Genomic DNA, 14,391 nt, shown 5'->3' with positions numbered 1-14,391 from the left:
TCCTTCAGGCGGCTTTCACACCGGCCCTCCGGGCGCTTCGTTCTTTCGTGTTTCCAGCTTATCAGATGTTTTCCGCTCCGTTTTCCGGAGTTTCATTCATCGGATTTCCCGAACTGGCCGGGGTCGCTTTCTTGCGACGTCCTCCACATTAGCGCATTCCGAGTGTTACTCGAAATTCATGCTCCGAGCGACACGCACTCGATGGGGGCCGTTTTCAGCGACTCGTTCAACACTAGTCCACCTGGAGGACATCGTCAAACATCAGGGGCGGGATCCGGCTGGATCCCGCCCCTGAGAGTCGAAGCCGCAGGTCAGCGGCGTCGGGTTTCGGTCACTTGATCAACTCGGCGGCGGCCAGGTTCCGCTTGCCGCGGCGCAGGACCAGCCAACGGCCGTGCAGCAGATCGGCCTCGGCCGGCACCGCCTCCTCGTCCGTCACCTTGACGTTGTTGAGGTAGGCGCCGCCCTCCTTGATCGTCCGGCGCGCGGCCGAACGGCTCGGGGAGAGACCCACGGCGACCAGCAGGTCGACGATCGGCTGGAGCTCGGTGACCTCGGCCTTGGGGACCTCGGCCAGCGCCGCCGCCAGGGTCGGGGCCTCCAGGTCGGCGAGGTCGCCCTGGCCGAACAGCGCCTTGGACGCGGCGACCGCGCGCTCGTACTGCTCGGCGCCGTGCACCAGCGTGGTCAGCTCCTCGGCGAGCGCGCGCTGGGCGAGGCGGGCGGCCGGGCGCTCCGTGGTCTCGCGCTCCAGCTCCTCGACCTCCTCCTGCGAGCGGAAGCTGAAGATCCGCAGGAAGTTGGGGACGTCCCGGTCGTCCGCGTTCAGCCAGAACTGGTAGAAGGCGTACGGAGTGGTCAGCTCGGGGTCGAGCCAGACCGTGCCGGACTCCGTCTTGCCGAACTTGGTGCCGTCCGCCTTGACGATCAGCGGCGTGGCCAGCGCGTGCACCGACTTGCCGTCGGCCTTGCGGATCAGGTCGGTACCGGCCGTGAGGTTGCCCCACTGGTCGCTGCCGCCGGTCTGCAGGCTGCAGCCGTAGCGGCGGTTCAGCTCCAGGTAGTCCATGCCCTGGAGGATCTGGTAGCTGAACTCGGTGTAGCTGATGCCGGCGTCCGAGTTGAGCCGTCGGGCGACGGCCTCCTTGGCGATCATGTTGTTGACGCGGAAGTACTTGCCCACGTCGCGCAGCAGGCTGATCGCGGACATCCCGGAGGTCCAGTCCAGGTTGTTGACCATGCGCGCCGCGTACGGGCCCTCGAAGTCGAGGAACCGCGAGATCTGGCCGCGCAGCCGCTCGACCCAGCCGGCCACCGTCTCGGGGTCGTTGAGCACACGCTCGGCGGTGGGCTTCGGGTCACCGATCAGACCGGTGGCGCCGCCGACCAGGCCGAGCGGGAGGTTCCCCGCCTGCTGGATGCGGCGCATGGTGAGGATCTGGACCAGGTTGCCGAGGTGCAGGCTGGGGGCCGTCGGGTCGAAGCCGCAATAGAACGTGACCGGGCCGTCCGCGAACGCCTTGCGCAGTGCGTCCTCGTCGGTGGACAGGGCGATCAGCCCACGCCACTGCAGCTCGTCGACGATGTCCGTCACGGTCACGCTTCTCCTTCGATCGGGCGCCCGCCCGGTGCGGGCCCGGTTCGTCCGGGCCCGGGTGCGGGACGACTCCAGCTTTGTAGAGCCTACGCGGTCCCGGCCAACGAGTTTTCTCCGCACTGGCATGGACGCGCCGGGCAGGCCGGATTCCGGGAGGGGCCGATTCCGGCCGGATCCGATTCCCGTCGGTCCGCTCGTGGCCGTGCCCCTCGGCGACACCGGAAATTCCGTTGTTCGACGGCCCCGTGCCCCTTCAGAGTGGTCCCACCGCCGCGCGGCGGCAGTGACGTGTGTGGAGACGGTCGTGCCGCCGTGGCACGCCCGCGGAAGGGTGGCCGAGGTGCGCAGCACGCTGGTTCTGAACGCAAGCTACGAGCCGCTGACGACGGTGTCGCTCCAGCGTGCCGTGGTCCTGGTGCTCCAGGACAAGGCCGTGGTCGAGCAGGCTCACCCACTGCGCACCGTGCGCGGGACGGGGGTGACCGTGCCGGTGCCGCGGGTGATCAGACTCCAGCGCTACGTCCGGGTGCCGTTCCGACAACAGGCTCCGTGGTCCCGCCGCGGGGTGCTCGTCCGGGACCAGCACCTGTGCGCCTACTGCGGGCGGCGGGCCACCACGGTGGACCACCTGCAGCCCAGGTCGCGCGGGGGTACGGACACCTGGATGAACACGGTGGCCGCCTGTTCCGAGGACAACCAGCGCAAGGCCGACCGGACGCCGGAGCAGGCGGGGATGAAGCTGCTCCGCCGGCCGTTCGTGCCGACGCCGCAGGCCACCCTGATGATGGCGCTGGGCCTGCGCGGCGCGGACGTCCGGGAGCTGGCCGCCTGGCTGCCGGCCCAGGTGGTCGCGTCGGCCGCGCCCTCCGCCGCCTGAGGCGGCACCCGGACCAGCGGGGACGGGGGAACCGGGGGAAGCTCGGCCGCGCATCGACGGGGGGAAGTCGGTGCGCGGCCGGGTCAGGGCGTGGGCCCTACTCCTGGGCCCGGTAGCCGGTCGCGGTGCCGAAGTTGGTCGAGTGCTCGGGAACGGCGACGACCCGGCCGCCGCCGATCAGCACCCGTCCGGAGACCAGCAGCGAGCCGGTGCCGGGCGGGAAGTTGCCGCCGACCGTCTGGCGCCCGTCGGCCAGGGCGAAGCGGCTGAGGTGGGCCGGCTGGTCGAGGCGCTCGTCGACCGCGAGCACCAGCGCGCCGCGGTCCACCGCGACCGCCCGGGCCGCGCCCTTCTCCCGCGCGGTGGTCCGCCAGCGCTGCTTGCCGCTGTCGAGGTCGTAGCCGACCACCGCGACGGAGCCGCCGGCGCCGTTCGCCGGAGCGACCGTGGTGATCATCGTGCGGTCCTGGAAGAAGGCCCCGGGAGTGGCCGAGAACATCCCGTGGGCGACGTCGAGTCGGCCCCCGGAGCCGGCGACCGGGATCTCGGTGGCGGGGTCGCCGTTGGCGCCCCAGGCGAGGACCCGGTCGTCCTCGGGCTTCTCACCGGTGGTGAGGACCACCGGCGGCTCGACCGAGAGCACCGTCGCGGTCCTCGGCCGGTTGTTCAGGGCGCGCGACCAGGTGACCTTTCCGTCGACGGCGTTCAGCGCGACGGCCTGGTCCACGGGGGCGGAGTCGGCGCAGGAGCTGGCGATCAGGACGGTACCGCCGGACGCCCCGCCGGAGAGGGTGCAGAACTTCCCCTGCCCGGTGTACTGCCAGAGGTCGTTGCCGCCGGTGGCCTCCCAGGCGACGGCGTGGCTGTCGCCGACCGCTATCACCTTGTCGTCGGTGACCCCGACGCTCGCCCCGTAGGCGCCCTTGGCGTCGGAGAGCGACTTGGTCCAGGCCGTCCGGCCGGTGCCGGTGTCGACGGCCGCGACCATTGAGCAGGGGCTCTTGGGGTCGGCCCGGGGCCGGAACAGCACGGCGCCGAGGCCGGTCAGGTTGACGGTCGGGGAGAGGCCGCAGGGCACGGCGCCGGCGGCGGGCGGCTCCATCGACCAGGTCGGACGGCCGTCCGTGAGGTCGTAGGCGCGGACGCCGGTGGCGTCGGCGCGGACCACGGTGCCGGCCAGCAGCCAGCTGCCGACCAGGGTGTCGTCACCGCCGGACTGGGCGACAGCGGAACCGGCGGCCCAGGTCCGGGTGTGCGCGACGGTGAAGCCCGGCTCGCCGCCGGTGGCGTTGTCGGCGGAGCCGCCGCCCTCCAGGCCGACCATGAGACCGGCCGCGACCAGGACACCGAGCGCGGCGACACCCGCCCCGGTGCGCACCAGCAGGGCCCGGCGGCCGGGGGTGTGCTCGGCGGCGACGACGGCGTCCGCGGCGGCCCTGGCCCTGGCGGCGAGGCCGGACCGGCCGGCGGTGCGGTCCGCCCGCCGCGACGAGGGCGCCACCGGCTCGGGTTCCGGTTCCGGCGCGGGCTCGGTGACGGGCTCCGGCTCCGCTTCCGGCTCCAGTCGCACATAGCCGTCGGCGGAGTACTCGGCCCCGGCGGGGGCGTACAGCTCCCCGCCGGTCGGCTGCTGCGGGACCACGACGTAGGGCGCGTACTGCTGGTGCTGGTCCGGTCCGTCGACGGCGCCGTGGGACCAGGGCTGCTGAGCGACGTGGCCGTGGCCGTACCCGGCCCGGGAGGTGTGGGGGTCGTAAGTGGCGTAGCCCTGCTGCACGTAACCCTGCTGCGCGTACCCCTGCTGGCCGTAGCCCTGCTCCACGTACCCGTGCTGGCCGTACGCCTGCTGCCCGTACTCCCCCGGCCACGCCTGCTGCGCCGGGTACTCGGCGTGGGCCTGCCCGGTCCCGTCGGGGTACGCCGGGTACTCGGCGTGCTCCGGGTGCTCGGGGTGCTCGGGCTGTCCGGCGGGCCACTCCTGGGGCGCCTGCTGCGGGTACCACTGCTGCGGGTGGCCGTCGCCGAGGGGATCCTGAGCCATCCGTTCCGTCCCTCCCGACCGCCTGCAATGCGGCAGTCAGCATCTCACGCCCCCGGAGCGGGGCGGAGCGGACGGTTCCGGTGTGGTCGGACGGGGCCCGACCGCACCGGTCCGGCGGTCCAGCAGTGGATCCGCCTACCGGGCGGACTCGGCGGCGAGGGCGGCGTCGATCCGGGCGGCGAGGGCGAGGTCGAGGGCGGTGAGACCCCCGGCGCTGTGGGTGGAGAGCACGAAGCGCAGGGTGCGCCAACGGATGTCGATGTCCGGGTGGTGGTCCATCGCCTCGGCGGCCTCGGCGACGGCCGCCACGACCCGGATCCCGGCCGGGAAGTCGGGGGCGTCGGCGGTCCGGACGATGCTGTCGCCCTCGCGCGTCCAGTGCGGCAGGCCCGCCAGCCCGGCGGTGGTCTCGTCCTCGGTCAGCCGTTCGCGGCTCATCGGCTCTCCTTGTCCTGTCGCCGGCGGCCGGTCGGTCGTCAGCCCGTCCGTCGGGGACGGGCGACCAGCTCGCCGCCGCAGTTCGGGCAGGCGCCGGCCATCTCCTCGGTGCACGGCCCGCAGAACGTGCACTCGTAGGAACATATAGAGGCCGGGCCCTCCGGGGTCAGCGACACCTCGCAGCGCTCGCAGATCGGTCGCATTTCCAGGGCCATGCCGGGGTCCCTCCGGGTCAGGTGGCGAGCAGCTTGACGACGGCCACCAGGCCGACGACGACGATGACGGCGCGCAGCGCCTGCGGCGGGAGGCGGCGGCCCACCTTGGCGCCGACCATGCCGCCGATCAGCGAGCCGGCCGCGATCAGCCCGGCGGCGGTCCAGTTCACGGTCGAGGTGAAGAGGAAGAACAGCGCCGCGACACTGTTGACGATCATCGCGAGGGCGTTCTTCACCCCGTTGATCCGCTGCAGGTCCTCCTGGAGCATCATGCCCATCAGGGCCAGCAGCAGGACGCCCTGGGCCGCGCCGAAGTAGCCGCCGTAGATGCCGGTGAGGAAGATTCCGACGAGCAGCAGCGGGCCGCCGTGCGGATCGCCGTCGGGGCGGCGGCGGGCCGCGACGGCCTTGGCGACCCGGGGTTGCAGCACCACGAGGACCAGGGCGAGCAGGATCAGCACCGGGACGATCGCGTCGAAGGCGGCGCTGGGCAGTTCGATCAGCAGGTAGGCGCCGAGGACGCCGCCGAGCAGGGAGGCGGTGCCGAAGCGGGCGAGCCGGGCGCCCTGGCCGGCCAGCTCGCGCCGGTAGCCGAGCACGCCGCTGGCCGAACCGGGGACCAGCCCGAAGGAGTTGGAGACGTTGGCGGTGACCGGCGGGAGTCCGACGGCGAGCAGCACGGGGAAGGTGATGAGGGTGCCGGAGCCGACGATCACATTGATCATCCCCGCGCCGACGCCCGCCACCAGGACGGCGATCGCCTCCCAGACCGTCATGAGCCACCTCCCGTTGGGGTCCTGCCGTCGCGATCATGCCGGACGGACGGGTGCCGGTACCAGCCTCGACCAGGATTCGGGACGTAGGACACACCGGGGACGAACAGACCCGAGGGCCCGCCCCCGTGCGGTACGGGAGGCGGGCCCTCGGTGGAGCGACGGGCAGGCCGCGCGGGCTACTGCTCGGGGTCGTTCTTGCGGTACTCCCGGAGCGGGTCGATCCGGGGGCGGGCGGAACCCTTGGTGTCGGTGTCCAGCGGGCGCGGGCCGGCGGCCGGGTCGATCGGCACCTGGGTGGCGGCGGGCGGGGCGGCCGGGGCCGCGGTGGGAGCGGCCATCGCGCTGCCGTTGGCGCCGCCGGTCAGACCGGTGAAGGCGCCGCCCAGGCCCTTGAGCGCGTCGCCGACCTCGCTCGGGATGATCCAGAGCTTGTTGGAGTCGCCCTTGGCCAGCTCGGGCAGGGTCTGCAGGTACTGGTAGGCCAGCAGCTTCTGGTCCGCGTCGCCCTCGTGGATCGCCTCGAAGACGGTCCGGATGGCGGCGGCCTCACCGTCGGCGCGGAGCACGGCGGCCTGGGCCTCACCCTCGGCCTTGAGGACCTCGGCCTGCTTCTCGCCCTCGGCGCGCAGGATCTGGGACTGCCGGTTGCCCTCGGCGGTGAGGATCGCGGCGCGCTTGTCACGCTCGGCGCGCATCTGCTTCTCCATCGAGTCCTGGATCGAGGTCGGCGGCTCGATGGCCTTCAGCTCGACCCGGTTGACCCGGATGCCCCACTTGCCGGTGGCCTCGTCGAGGACGCCGCGCAGGCCGGCGTTGATGACCTCGCGCGAGGTCAGGGTGGACTCGAGGTCCATCGAGCCGATGATGTTGCGCAGCGTGGTGACGGTGAGCTGCTCGATCGCCTGGATGTAGCTGGCGACCTCGTAGGTGGCCGCCCGCGCGTCGGTGACCTGGTAGTAGATCACCGTGTCGATGTTCACCACCAGGTTGTCCTGGGTGATCACCGGCTGCGGCGGGAACGGCACGACCTGCTCGCGCAGGTCGATCCGGTTGCGGACCCGGTCGATGAACGGGACCACGATGTTCAGGCCGGCGTTGAGCGTCCGGGTGTAGCGGCCGAAGCGCTCCACGATCGCGGCGCTGGCCTGCGGGATGACCTGAATCGTCTTGATCAGCGCGATGAAGGCCACCACGACCAGGACGACCAGGACGATAAGGACGGGTTCCACGGACTCTCCCCTAGACGACCAGGGCGGTCGCGCCCTGGATTTCGACGACGTCGACCTGCTCACCCGGCTGGTACACCTGCTCGGGGTGGAGCGCGCGGGCCGACCAGATCTCACCGTTGAGCTTGATCCGACCGCCCTCCCCGTCGACCTTCTCCGCGACGACCGCGGTGGCGCCCTTGAGCGCCTCGATGCCCATTCTGATCTGCGGGCCCTTCCGCAGTGCCCGGTAGGCGATCGGGCGGACGACGACCAGTTGCGCGACCGAGACCGCGACGAAGGTCAGCACCTGCCACACCACGTCGGCGCCCAGACCGGCGACGCCGGCCGCGAAGAGCGCGCCGACGGCGAACATCGCGAGCTCCGGCATCGTGGTGATCACCAACGGTATGCCGAGGCCGACGGCGACCAGGAGCCACCAGATCCAGCTGTCCACGTGTCCATCCTAGGGAGGGAAGGGCCTATGAGGCGGTCAGTTCCCGCAGGTGGAGGGGCGGAAACCGGTCGCACGTGCGACCGGTTCCGGTTCGGCCTAGTTCAGCGGAGTTCAGTGGCGTCCGGCCGAGGCCCGGTCGGGCCGCGGAAGGGCCCCGCCCGGGCCGGTGCGGGCCGGGCCGGTGCGGGCCGGGCCGGTGCGGGCCGGGCCGGTGCGGGCCGGGCCGGGCCGGTTCAGCCGAGCGGCAGGCCCTGGGCGGACCAGCGGTCGCCGTGGCGCTCCAGGGTCAGCGGGAGGCCGAAGCACCTGGAGAGGTTGCGGGCCGTGAGCTCGGTGTCGATCGGTCCGGCGGTGAGCACCTTGCCCTGACGGATCATCAGGACGTGGGTGAAGCCGGGGGCGATCTCCTCGACGTGGTGGGTGACCATGGCCATGGCCGGCGCGAACTCGTCCTGGGCCAGGGCGCCGAGGCGGCGGACGAGGTCCTCGCGGCCGCCGAGGTCCAGGCCGGCGGCGGGCTCGTCGAGCAGCAGCAGCTCGGGGTCGGTCATCAGGGCGCGGGCGATCAGGGTGCGCTTGCGCTCGCCCTCGGAGAGGGTGCCGAAGCGGCGGTCGGTCATGCCGGCCATGCCGAGGCGGTCGAGCAGGGCGAGCGCGCGGGACTCGTCGGCCTGCTCGTAGGACTCCTGCCAGGTGACGGTCATGCCGTACGCGGCGGTGAGCACCGTCTGCAGCACGGTCTGCTCGGCGGGCAGCTTGTCGAACATGGCCGCGCCGGCCAGGCCGATCCGCGAGCGGAGCTCGAAGACGTCGATCTCGCCGAGCTTCTCGCCGAGGACGCTGACCTTGCCGGAGGTCGGGAACAGGTACGAGGAGGCGATCTGCAGCAGGGTGGTCTTGCCCGCGCCGTTCGGGCCGAGGATGACCCAGCGCTCGCCCTCGGAGATGGACCACGAGACCTGGTCGACCAGTGCGCGCCCCTCCCGGACCACGGAAACGTCCACCAGCTCCAGCACGTCGCTCATGCCTATGCCTTCCCCAAAAACAGATATACGGCCGTCGGTGCGAGCGGCGTCCCGTCCCGGCGGCCGGTGGGCACGGGATTGGGTGCGCCGCACGCGCATGGGCAAACCTACGCCACCCGGGTGTCCGCCGATTCCGTAGGCTGGCCGGATGCTCGCCACACCTGCCGACAATCCGTACGAAGAGCCCCGTTCGGGGCGGCTGGCCGCCTGGGGCAACGCTCTGCTGGCCGGACTGGTGCCGCCCGACAACGCCGCCGCGGCGGTCCTGGGGGCCGACGAGAGCCACCGGGTGACCGGTCTGCCCGGGGACGGCCCGGACGAGCGGCACGGGCTCACCTGGGCGCTGGGACGGCTGCGGGTGCTCGGGGTGAAGGGCCTGCGGCTGGCCCTGCCGTCGGCCGGGCACCCGCTGGGACTGACCGGCCCGGCGCCGTTCAACACGCGCGCGCTGGCGGCCGGGGAGGCCGTGCTGGCGGTCGGGGTGCCGCTGGGGCTGGTGCCCGAGGTGGAGGTGTTCGGCCCGCCCGGGGACCGGTCGGCGACCGTGCTGTGGCGCTGCGCCGAGGTGAACGACGCGCCGCCGGCCGATGTGCCCTCGCTGCACGAGGCCGAGTTCGAGCTGGCCGACGGGCTGCGCCGGGCCACCGTGCTGCTGACCCGGCTGGACGTGGCCGGGGCCGGACCGGAGTCGCTGCGGGCGCTGGAGGCGTACCGGCGGCGCGGGCACGCCGAACTGCTGGCGCCCGGGTACCCGCCGCGCGCGGTGCGGGTGCTGGAGTCGGCCCGGCAGGTGGCGGCGCTGCTGTCGATCGCCTCCGGCGGCCACGGCGCGGCGGTGAGCGCCTCCGAGATGGCGGCCCGGCAGGAGGCGCTGGCGCCGCTGTGGCGCACGGCCCGCCGGGCCCAGGTGGCGGCGTACAACGCGCTGGTGGACGAGCGGGAGCCGTAAGCGGCCGACCCCTAGCGGGTCTCGCCGTGCCGGACGGCCCAGAGCGCGGCCTGGGTGCGGTCGGCGAGGTCCAGCTTCATCAGGATGTTGGAGACGTGGGTCTTCACCGTCTTCTCGGACAGGTGGAGGCTGCGGGCGATCTCCCGGTTGGAGCGGCCGTCGGAGATGTGGCCGAGCACCTCGCGCTCGCGCTCGGTGAGGGTGCCGCCGCGGCCCTGCGGCGGGCGCGGGCCGTCGTCGGCGAGCAGTGCCTCGGCCAGCTCCGGCTGGAGCAGCACATGGCCGGCGTGGACCGAACGGATCGCGCCGGCCAGTGCCTCCGGGTCGACGTCCTTGTACACGTACCCGGCGGCGCCGGCCCGCAGCGCGGGGACCATGGTGCGGTGCTCGGTGAAGCTGGTGACGATGAGGATCCGGGCCCGGCTGCCCTCCTCCTTGAGCGTGCGCAGCGCCTCGATGCCGTCGACGCCGGGCATCTTGAGGTCCATCAGGACCACGTCGGGGTCGAGCGCGCGGGCCCGGTCGACACCTTCGGCGCCGTCGGCGGCCTCGCCGACCACCTCGATGTCGTCCTGCACCTCCAGGAAGGTGCGCAGGCCGCGGCGGACGACCTGGTGGTCGTCGACCAGCAGGACGCGGATCGCGGACAGGGAGTCAGGCACCGGGGACCTCCATCTCGACGATCGTGCCCGTTCCGGGGGACGAGTCCAGGGTGAGCCGGCCGCCGACGGCGGCGGCGCGGTCGCGCATCGAGGCCAGGCCGAGGTGGCGGCCGGCCCGTCGGACGGCCCCGGGGTCGAAGCCGCGGCCGTTGTCGCTGACCCGCAGCACGGCGCCGCGTTCGGGCGTTCCGGCCAGGGTGACGGTGACGCGGCCGGCGCCGGAGTGGCGCAGCGCGTTGTGCAGGGCCTCCTGGGCGACCCGCAGCAGGGCGGCCTCCTGGGCCTGCGGGAGAGCCCGGACGCGGTCGGCGGCGAAGGCGATGTCGGCGTTGTGGGCGCGGTCGAGGACCTGCACCTGGGAGGCCAGGGTGGCGCTCAGGCCGTCCTCCTCCAGTGCGGCGGGGCGCAGTTCGACGACGACGGCGCGCAGTTCGTCGGCGGCCTCGGCGGCGAGCCGGGCGACCTCGGCGAGTTCGGCGCGGGCCCGGGCCGGGTCGCGGTCGACGAGCTTGGCGGCGGCCTTGGCGGTGAGGCGCAGCGAGAAGAGCTTCTGCGAGACGGCGTCGTGCAGGTCGTGGGCGATCCGGGCGCGCTCGCCGGCCAGGGTGAGTTCGCGGCTGCGCTCGTAGAGGCGGGCGTTGGTCAGGGCCAGCGCGGCGTGCGCGGCCAGTATCCGCAGCAGTTCCTCGTCGTGGTCGGTGAAGCCGCCGCCGCCGCGCTTGTTGGCGAGGTAGATGACGCCGATCACCTCGGGCTCGTCCTCGTCGTGGTCGGCGTCGACGATGGGCATGCCGAGGAAGGCGCCGAGTTCGGGGTGGGCCTCGGGCCAGCCGCCGAAGGCGGGGGCGCGGCGGACGTCGTCGAGCCGGATCGGGCCGGTCTCGTGGAGCATCGCGGCGAGCACGCCGTGCTGGCGGGGCAGCGGTCCGATCGCCCGCCACTGCTCGTCGGTGACGCCGTCGACGACGAACTGGGCGAAGCCGCCGTGGTCGTCGGGGACCCCGAGGGCGGCGTACTCGGCGCCGAGCAGCCGGCGGGCGGAGGCGGTGATCCGGCGCAGGACCTCGCGGACCTCCAGGTGGCGGCTCATCCCGAGCAGGGCCTGGCTGACGGCCTCGATGCTGGCCAGGCAGGGTTCGCAGGCGGGCAGGGTGCCGTCCGGCGGCGGGCCGACCGGGACCCGGTCGGCGGGCAGCGGTCCGGCGTGCCGGTGGTCGCTTGGCACGGTGGGCATGACGCCAACCTACCGCCGTCCGCGGGGCCCGCGCGTCGGTCCCCGGCCGGGTGGGGCGCAGGTCCAGCGACCTAGGTCGTGCCCTCCGGACCGCGCCGGACGGGGGCGGGGAGCGGGGCGCGGAACGGGGCAGGGACGAGGCGCGGAACAGGGCAGGGAACGGGCCGGGGAACGCCGCGGGGGCGGCCCGCCCCGGTCGGGGTGGGCCGCCCCCGTGCTGGTGGCGGTGCCGGGCGTCAGCCCTTCTGCATGACCTCGGGCTCGTGACGGCGCTGGAGGCGGGTGACGATGACGCCGATGACGACGGACATCAGGATCAGCACGCCGGCGTCGAACCAGAACTGGCCCGAGTTGTGGCCCCAGAGCGCGTCGTACTCGGGGTTCTGGAAGTCCTTGTTCCAGGGTCCGAGCAGGTGCGACAGGTCCAGCGTGGTGGCGACCATGCCGGTGCCCCAGCGGGCCGGCATCAGCCAGGCGAACTGCTCCAGGCCGGGCTTGGAGAAGATCTGGAACAGGCAGCCGGTGAAGACGACCTGGATGATCGCGAACATCACCAGCAGCGGCATGGTCTTCTCGGCGGTCTTCACCAGCGCCGAGATCGCCAGGCCGAACATCATCGAGGCGAAGCTCAGCAGGATCAGGCCGAAGCTCATCTCCAGGATCGGCAGGTCCTTGACCACCAGGCCGTGCGCGGGCAGCTTGCGCGGCAGGAAGCCGACGGCGGAGATGATCGCGCCCTGGATCACGCTGAAGAAGCCCAGCACGATGATCTTGGACATCATGTACGCCGAGCGGGACAGGCCGGTGGCCCGTTCCCGTTCGTAGATCGCCCGTTCCTTGATCAGCTCGCGGACCGAGTTCGCCGCGCCGGAGAAGCAGGCGCCGATCGCCAGGATCAGCATGATCGTCGCGGCGCCGCTGTTCAGGCCCAGCTGCGACTTCGGGTTCGGCGCCAGCCCCGGTTCGTTGGGGATCAGCACACTGACCGCGCCGAGCACCGCCGGCAGCAGCACCGACAGCGCCAGGAAGCCCCGGTCGGAGGCGAGCACCGAGGCGTAGCGGCGGATCAGCGTCCACAGCTGCGAGCCCCAGCTCTGCGGCTTCGGCGGGCGGACCGCCTCCTGGACGATCTGCGCGGACTGCACGGCGCCGGACTCCACGTCCGCCGAGTACTGCTGGTGGTGCACCGAGCTGCGGTAGCGGCCGGCCCAGTCGTGGTCCGGGTAGTTCTCGAAGGCCTGGAAGACATCGGCCCAGGTCTCGTACCCGAAGAAGTGCAGCGCCTCGTCCGGCGGACCGAAGTAGGCCACCGAACCGCCCGGCGCCATCACCAGCAGCCGGTCGCAGAGCGCGAGTTCGGCCACCGAGTGGGTGACGACCAGGATCGTGCGGCCGTCGTCGGCGAGGCCGCGCAGCATCTGCATGACCTCACGGTCCATGCCCGGGTCGAGGCCCGAGGTGGGCTCGTCCAGGAAGATCAGCGAGGGCTTGGTGAGCAGCTCCAGGGCAACCGAGACGCGCTTCTGCTGGCCGCCGGAGAGGGCGGTGATCCGGTTGTCCGCGCGCTTGTCGAGGCGCAGCTCGTAGAGCACCTCGTCGATCCGCGCCTCGCGCTCGCGCGGCTCGGTGTCGCCGGGGAAGCGCAGCCGGGCCGCGTACTTGAGGCCGGTGCGGACGGTCAGTTCCTTGTGCAGGATCTCCGACTGCGGCACCAGGCCGATCCGCGAGCGCAGTTCGGCGAACTGCTTGTAGAGGTTGCGGCCGTCGTAGAGGACGTCCCCGCGGTCGGCCGGGCGGTAGCCGGTGAGGGCGCGCAGCAGGGTCGACTTGCCGGAGCCCGAGGGGCCGATGACGGCGACCAGGGACTTCTCCGGGACGCCGAAGCTGACGTCGTTGAGCAGGACCTTCTTGCCGCCCTTGAAGTCGACCTCGACCGTCAGGTGGCGGGCGGAGAAGGAGACGGCGCCGGTGTCGACGAACTCCTGCAGCTGGTCGCCGACCAGCACGAAGCTGGAGTGGCCGACCGTCAGCCGGTCCTGCGGACCGATCAGCTGCCGCTCGACCCGCAGGCCGTTGAGGAAGATGCCGTTGTGGCTGCCGAGGTCGACGATCTCGTACCGGCCGTCGGGCAGCTGGCGCAGCTCGGCGTGGTGGCGGGAGACCTGGAGGTCGGAGACGACGATGTCGTTGTCCAGCGCACGACCGATCCGCATGGTGTTCATGCCGGCGGTCAGGTTGCGGATGACCGTCGGCTGCGGGCCGCCGTCGTGCGGGGCGGGCGCCTGCTGCGGGAACCCCTGCGGGGCGTGCTGCCCCGGGAAGCCCTGCTGCTGCGGGAAGTGCTGCGGCTGGACCTGCGGCTGCGGCTGGGCCTGCGGCGCCGGCTGCTGCTGCCACTGCTGCTGCGGCGGGTAGGGCTGCTGCGCCGCCGGGGGCTGCCACTGCTGCTGCGGGGCGGCGCTCCGGCTGGTCGCGGCCTCGTGCCAGGCCGGCTGGGCGGCCTGCTGGGCGGCCGGCGCGGAGAACGCGAGCCTGGGGCCGTTCTCGGCGTTGCCGAGGTTGACCACGGCCCCCGGGAACAGCTGGGCCTGCAAGGTGCGGGCACCGCCCGTGTAGGTGCCGTTGGTGCTGCCGTGGTCGTCCAGCTGCCAACCCGCCCCGTTGAAGGAGATGGTGGCGTGCTGCCAGGACACCCGCGCGTCGTCGAACTGGAAGTCCGACTGCGGATTGCGACCGATGGTGTAGGACCGCCCGGGTTCCATGACCCGCTGCTGTCCGTTGATCTCGATGACGAGTTGCGGCACTCTCGCCTGCCCCGCTCTCTCGGTTCCCCCGATGGTGCGCCCCGGCCAGGTGGGGCGAAATGATCGTGAATCTGACGGGGGAATCATTCCAGCCCGTCGGCCGCGGGTGAA

13 protein-coding genes are annotated in these 14,391 nt (G+C 72.7%); 2 read left to right on the top strand and 11 right to left on the bottom strand.

Annotated elements, in window-relative coordinates; all coding sequences use genetic code 11:
* Nucleotides 1–331: 331 nt before the first annotated feature.
* Nucleotides 332–1,594 (bottom strand): tyrosine--tRNA ligase, encoded by a 1,263-nt coding sequence (gene tyrS, locus ADK60_RS25200; protein ID WP_045940079.1) that lies wholly within the window; start codon nucleotides 1,592–1,594, stop codon nucleotides 332–334.
* 343 nt (nucleotides 1,595–1,937) lie between these two features.
* On the opposite strand from tyrS, the gene ADK60_RS25195 reads away from it, so the two are divergent.
* Entirely contained in the window at nucleotides 1,938–2,474 is a 537-nt protein-coding gene (locus tag ADK60_RS25195; RefSeq protein ID WP_045940078.1) for an HNH endonuclease, read from the top strand.
* 97 nt (nucleotides 2,475–2,571) lie between these two features.
* Here ADK60_RS25195 and ADK60_RS25190 read toward each other — a convergent pair whose 3' ends face one another.
* The 7 genes from ADK60_RS25190 to ADK60_RS25160 all read right to left on the bottom strand — a co-directional run bounded on the left by ADK60_RS25190 (nucleotide 2,572) and on the right by ADK60_RS25160 (nucleotide 8,631).
* Complete coding sequence (locus tag ADK60_RS25190) at nucleotides 2,572–4,515, bottom strand: outer membrane protein assembly factor BamB family protein (RefSeq protein ID WP_053649077.1); 1,944 nt, start codon at nucleotides 4,513–4,515, stop codon at nucleotides 2,572–2,574.
* 135 nt (nucleotides 4,516–4,650) lie between these two features.
* Entirely contained in the window at nucleotides 4,651–4,953 is a 303-nt protein-coding gene (locus ADK60_RS25185) for a 4a-hydroxytetrahydrobiopterin dehydratase (protein ID WP_053649076.1), read from the bottom strand.
* Nucleotides 4,954–4,991: 38 nt separating this feature from the next.
* Nucleotides 4,992–5,168: a DUF1272 domain-containing protein gene (locus ADK60_RS25180; RefSeq protein WP_053649074.1), complete on the bottom strand. Its 177-nt coding sequence runs from the start codon at nucleotides 5,166–5,168 to the stop codon at nucleotides 4,992–4,994.
* Nucleotides 5,169–5,185: 17 nt separating this feature from the next.
* On the bottom strand, nucleotides 5,186–5,944 hold the full coding sequence (locus ADK60_RS25175; protein WP_053649072.1) for a sulfite exporter TauE/SafE family protein: 759 nt from the start codon (nucleotides 5,942–5,944) through the stop codon (nucleotides 5,186–5,188).
* A 176-nt stretch (nucleotides 5,945–6,120) separates the two neighbouring features.
* The gene (locus ADK60_RS25170; RefSeq protein ID WP_030398241.1) at nucleotides 6,121–7,173 is read right to left on the bottom strand and encodes an SPFH domain-containing protein; all 1,053 of its coding nucleotides are present in this window, start codon (nucleotides 7,171–7,173) and stop codon (nucleotides 6,121–6,123) included.
* A 10-nt stretch (nucleotides 7,174–7,183) separates the two neighbouring features.
* Entirely contained in the window at nucleotides 7,184–7,606 is a 423-nt protein-coding gene (locus tag ADK60_RS25165; protein WP_030398242.1) for an NfeD family protein, read from the bottom strand.
* Between the two features lie 233 nt (nucleotides 7,607–7,839).
* Entirely contained in the window at nucleotides 7,840–8,631 is a 792-nt protein-coding gene (locus ADK60_RS25160; RefSeq protein WP_045940066.1) for an ABC transporter ATP-binding protein, read from the bottom strand.
* A gap of 148 nt (nucleotides 8,632–8,779) precedes the next feature.
* Between ADK60_RS25160 and ADK60_RS25155 the strand changes: the two genes are divergently transcribed.
* Entirely contained in the window at nucleotides 8,780–9,580 is an 801-nt protein-coding gene (locus ADK60_RS25155; RefSeq protein WP_045940065.1) for an Rv1486c family protein, read from the top strand.
* An 11-nt stretch (nucleotides 9,581–9,591) separates the two neighbouring features.
* Here the strand turns inward: ADK60_RS25155 and ADK60_RS25150 are convergent, their stop codons facing one another.
* The 3 genes from ADK60_RS25150 to ADK60_RS25140 all read right to left on the bottom strand — a co-directional run bounded on the left by ADK60_RS25150 (nucleotide 9,592) and on the right by ADK60_RS25140 (nucleotide 14,280).
* A complete protein-coding gene (locus ADK60_RS25150) occupies nucleotides 9,592–10,242 on the bottom strand; it encodes a response regulator (RefSeq protein ID WP_199839755.1) in 651 nt (216 codons plus the stop codon).
* Entirely contained in the window at nucleotides 10,235–11,332 is a 1,098-nt protein-coding gene (locus ADK60_RS25145; RefSeq protein WP_045940076.1) for a GAF domain-containing sensor histidine kinase, read from the bottom strand. Before ADK60_RS25145 ends, ADK60_RS25150 begins: the two co-directional genes overlap by 8 nt.
* A gap of 380 nt (nucleotides 11,333–11,712) precedes the next feature.
* Entirely contained in the window at nucleotides 11,713–14,280 is a 2,568-nt protein-coding gene (locus ADK60_RS25140; RefSeq protein ID WP_053649070.1) for an FHA domain-containing protein, read from the bottom strand.
* Nucleotides 14,281–14,391: the final 111 nt, after the last annotated feature.

The sequence above is a fragment of the Streptomyces sp. XY431 genome, assembly GCF_001279805.1.
In the GTDB taxonomy this organism is placed as follows: Bacteria; Actinomycetota; Actinomycetes; order Streptomycetales; family Streptomycetaceae; genus Kitasatospora; species Kitasatospora purpeofusca.
Note: the sequence above shows the minus strand (reverse complement) of the source record. Positions and strands in the feature narration are given on the sequence as shown.

Coding starts and splice junctions, on each gene's coding strand:
- ADK60_RS25190 (WP_053649077.1), bottom strand. CDS start 4,515: ATGGCTCAGGATCCCCTCGGCGACGGCCACCCGCAGCAGTGGTACCCG.
- ADK60_RS25185 (WP_053649076.1), bottom strand. CDS start 4,953: ATGAGCCGCGAACGGCTGACCGAGGACGAGACCACCGCCGGGCTGGCG.
- ADK60_RS25180 (WP_053649074.1), bottom strand. CDS start 5,168: ATGGCCCTGGAAATGCGACCGATCTGCGAGCGCTGCGAGGTGTCGCTG.
- ADK60_RS25175 (WP_053649072.1), bottom strand. CDS start 5,944: ATGACGGTCTGGGAGGCGATCGCCGTCCTGGTGGCGGGCGTCGGCGCG.
- ADK60_RS25160 (WP_045940066.1), bottom strand. CDS start 8,631: ATGAGCGACGTGCTGGAGCTGGTGGACGTTTCCGTGGTCCGGGAGGGG.
- ADK60_RS25155 (WP_045940065.1), top strand. CDS start 8,780: ATGCTCGCCACACCTGCCGACAATCCGTACGAAGAGCCCCGTTCGGGG.
- ADK60_RS25145 (WP_045940076.1), bottom strand. CDS start 11,332: ATGAGCCGCCACCTGGAGGTCCGCGAGGTCCTGCGCCGGATCACCGCC.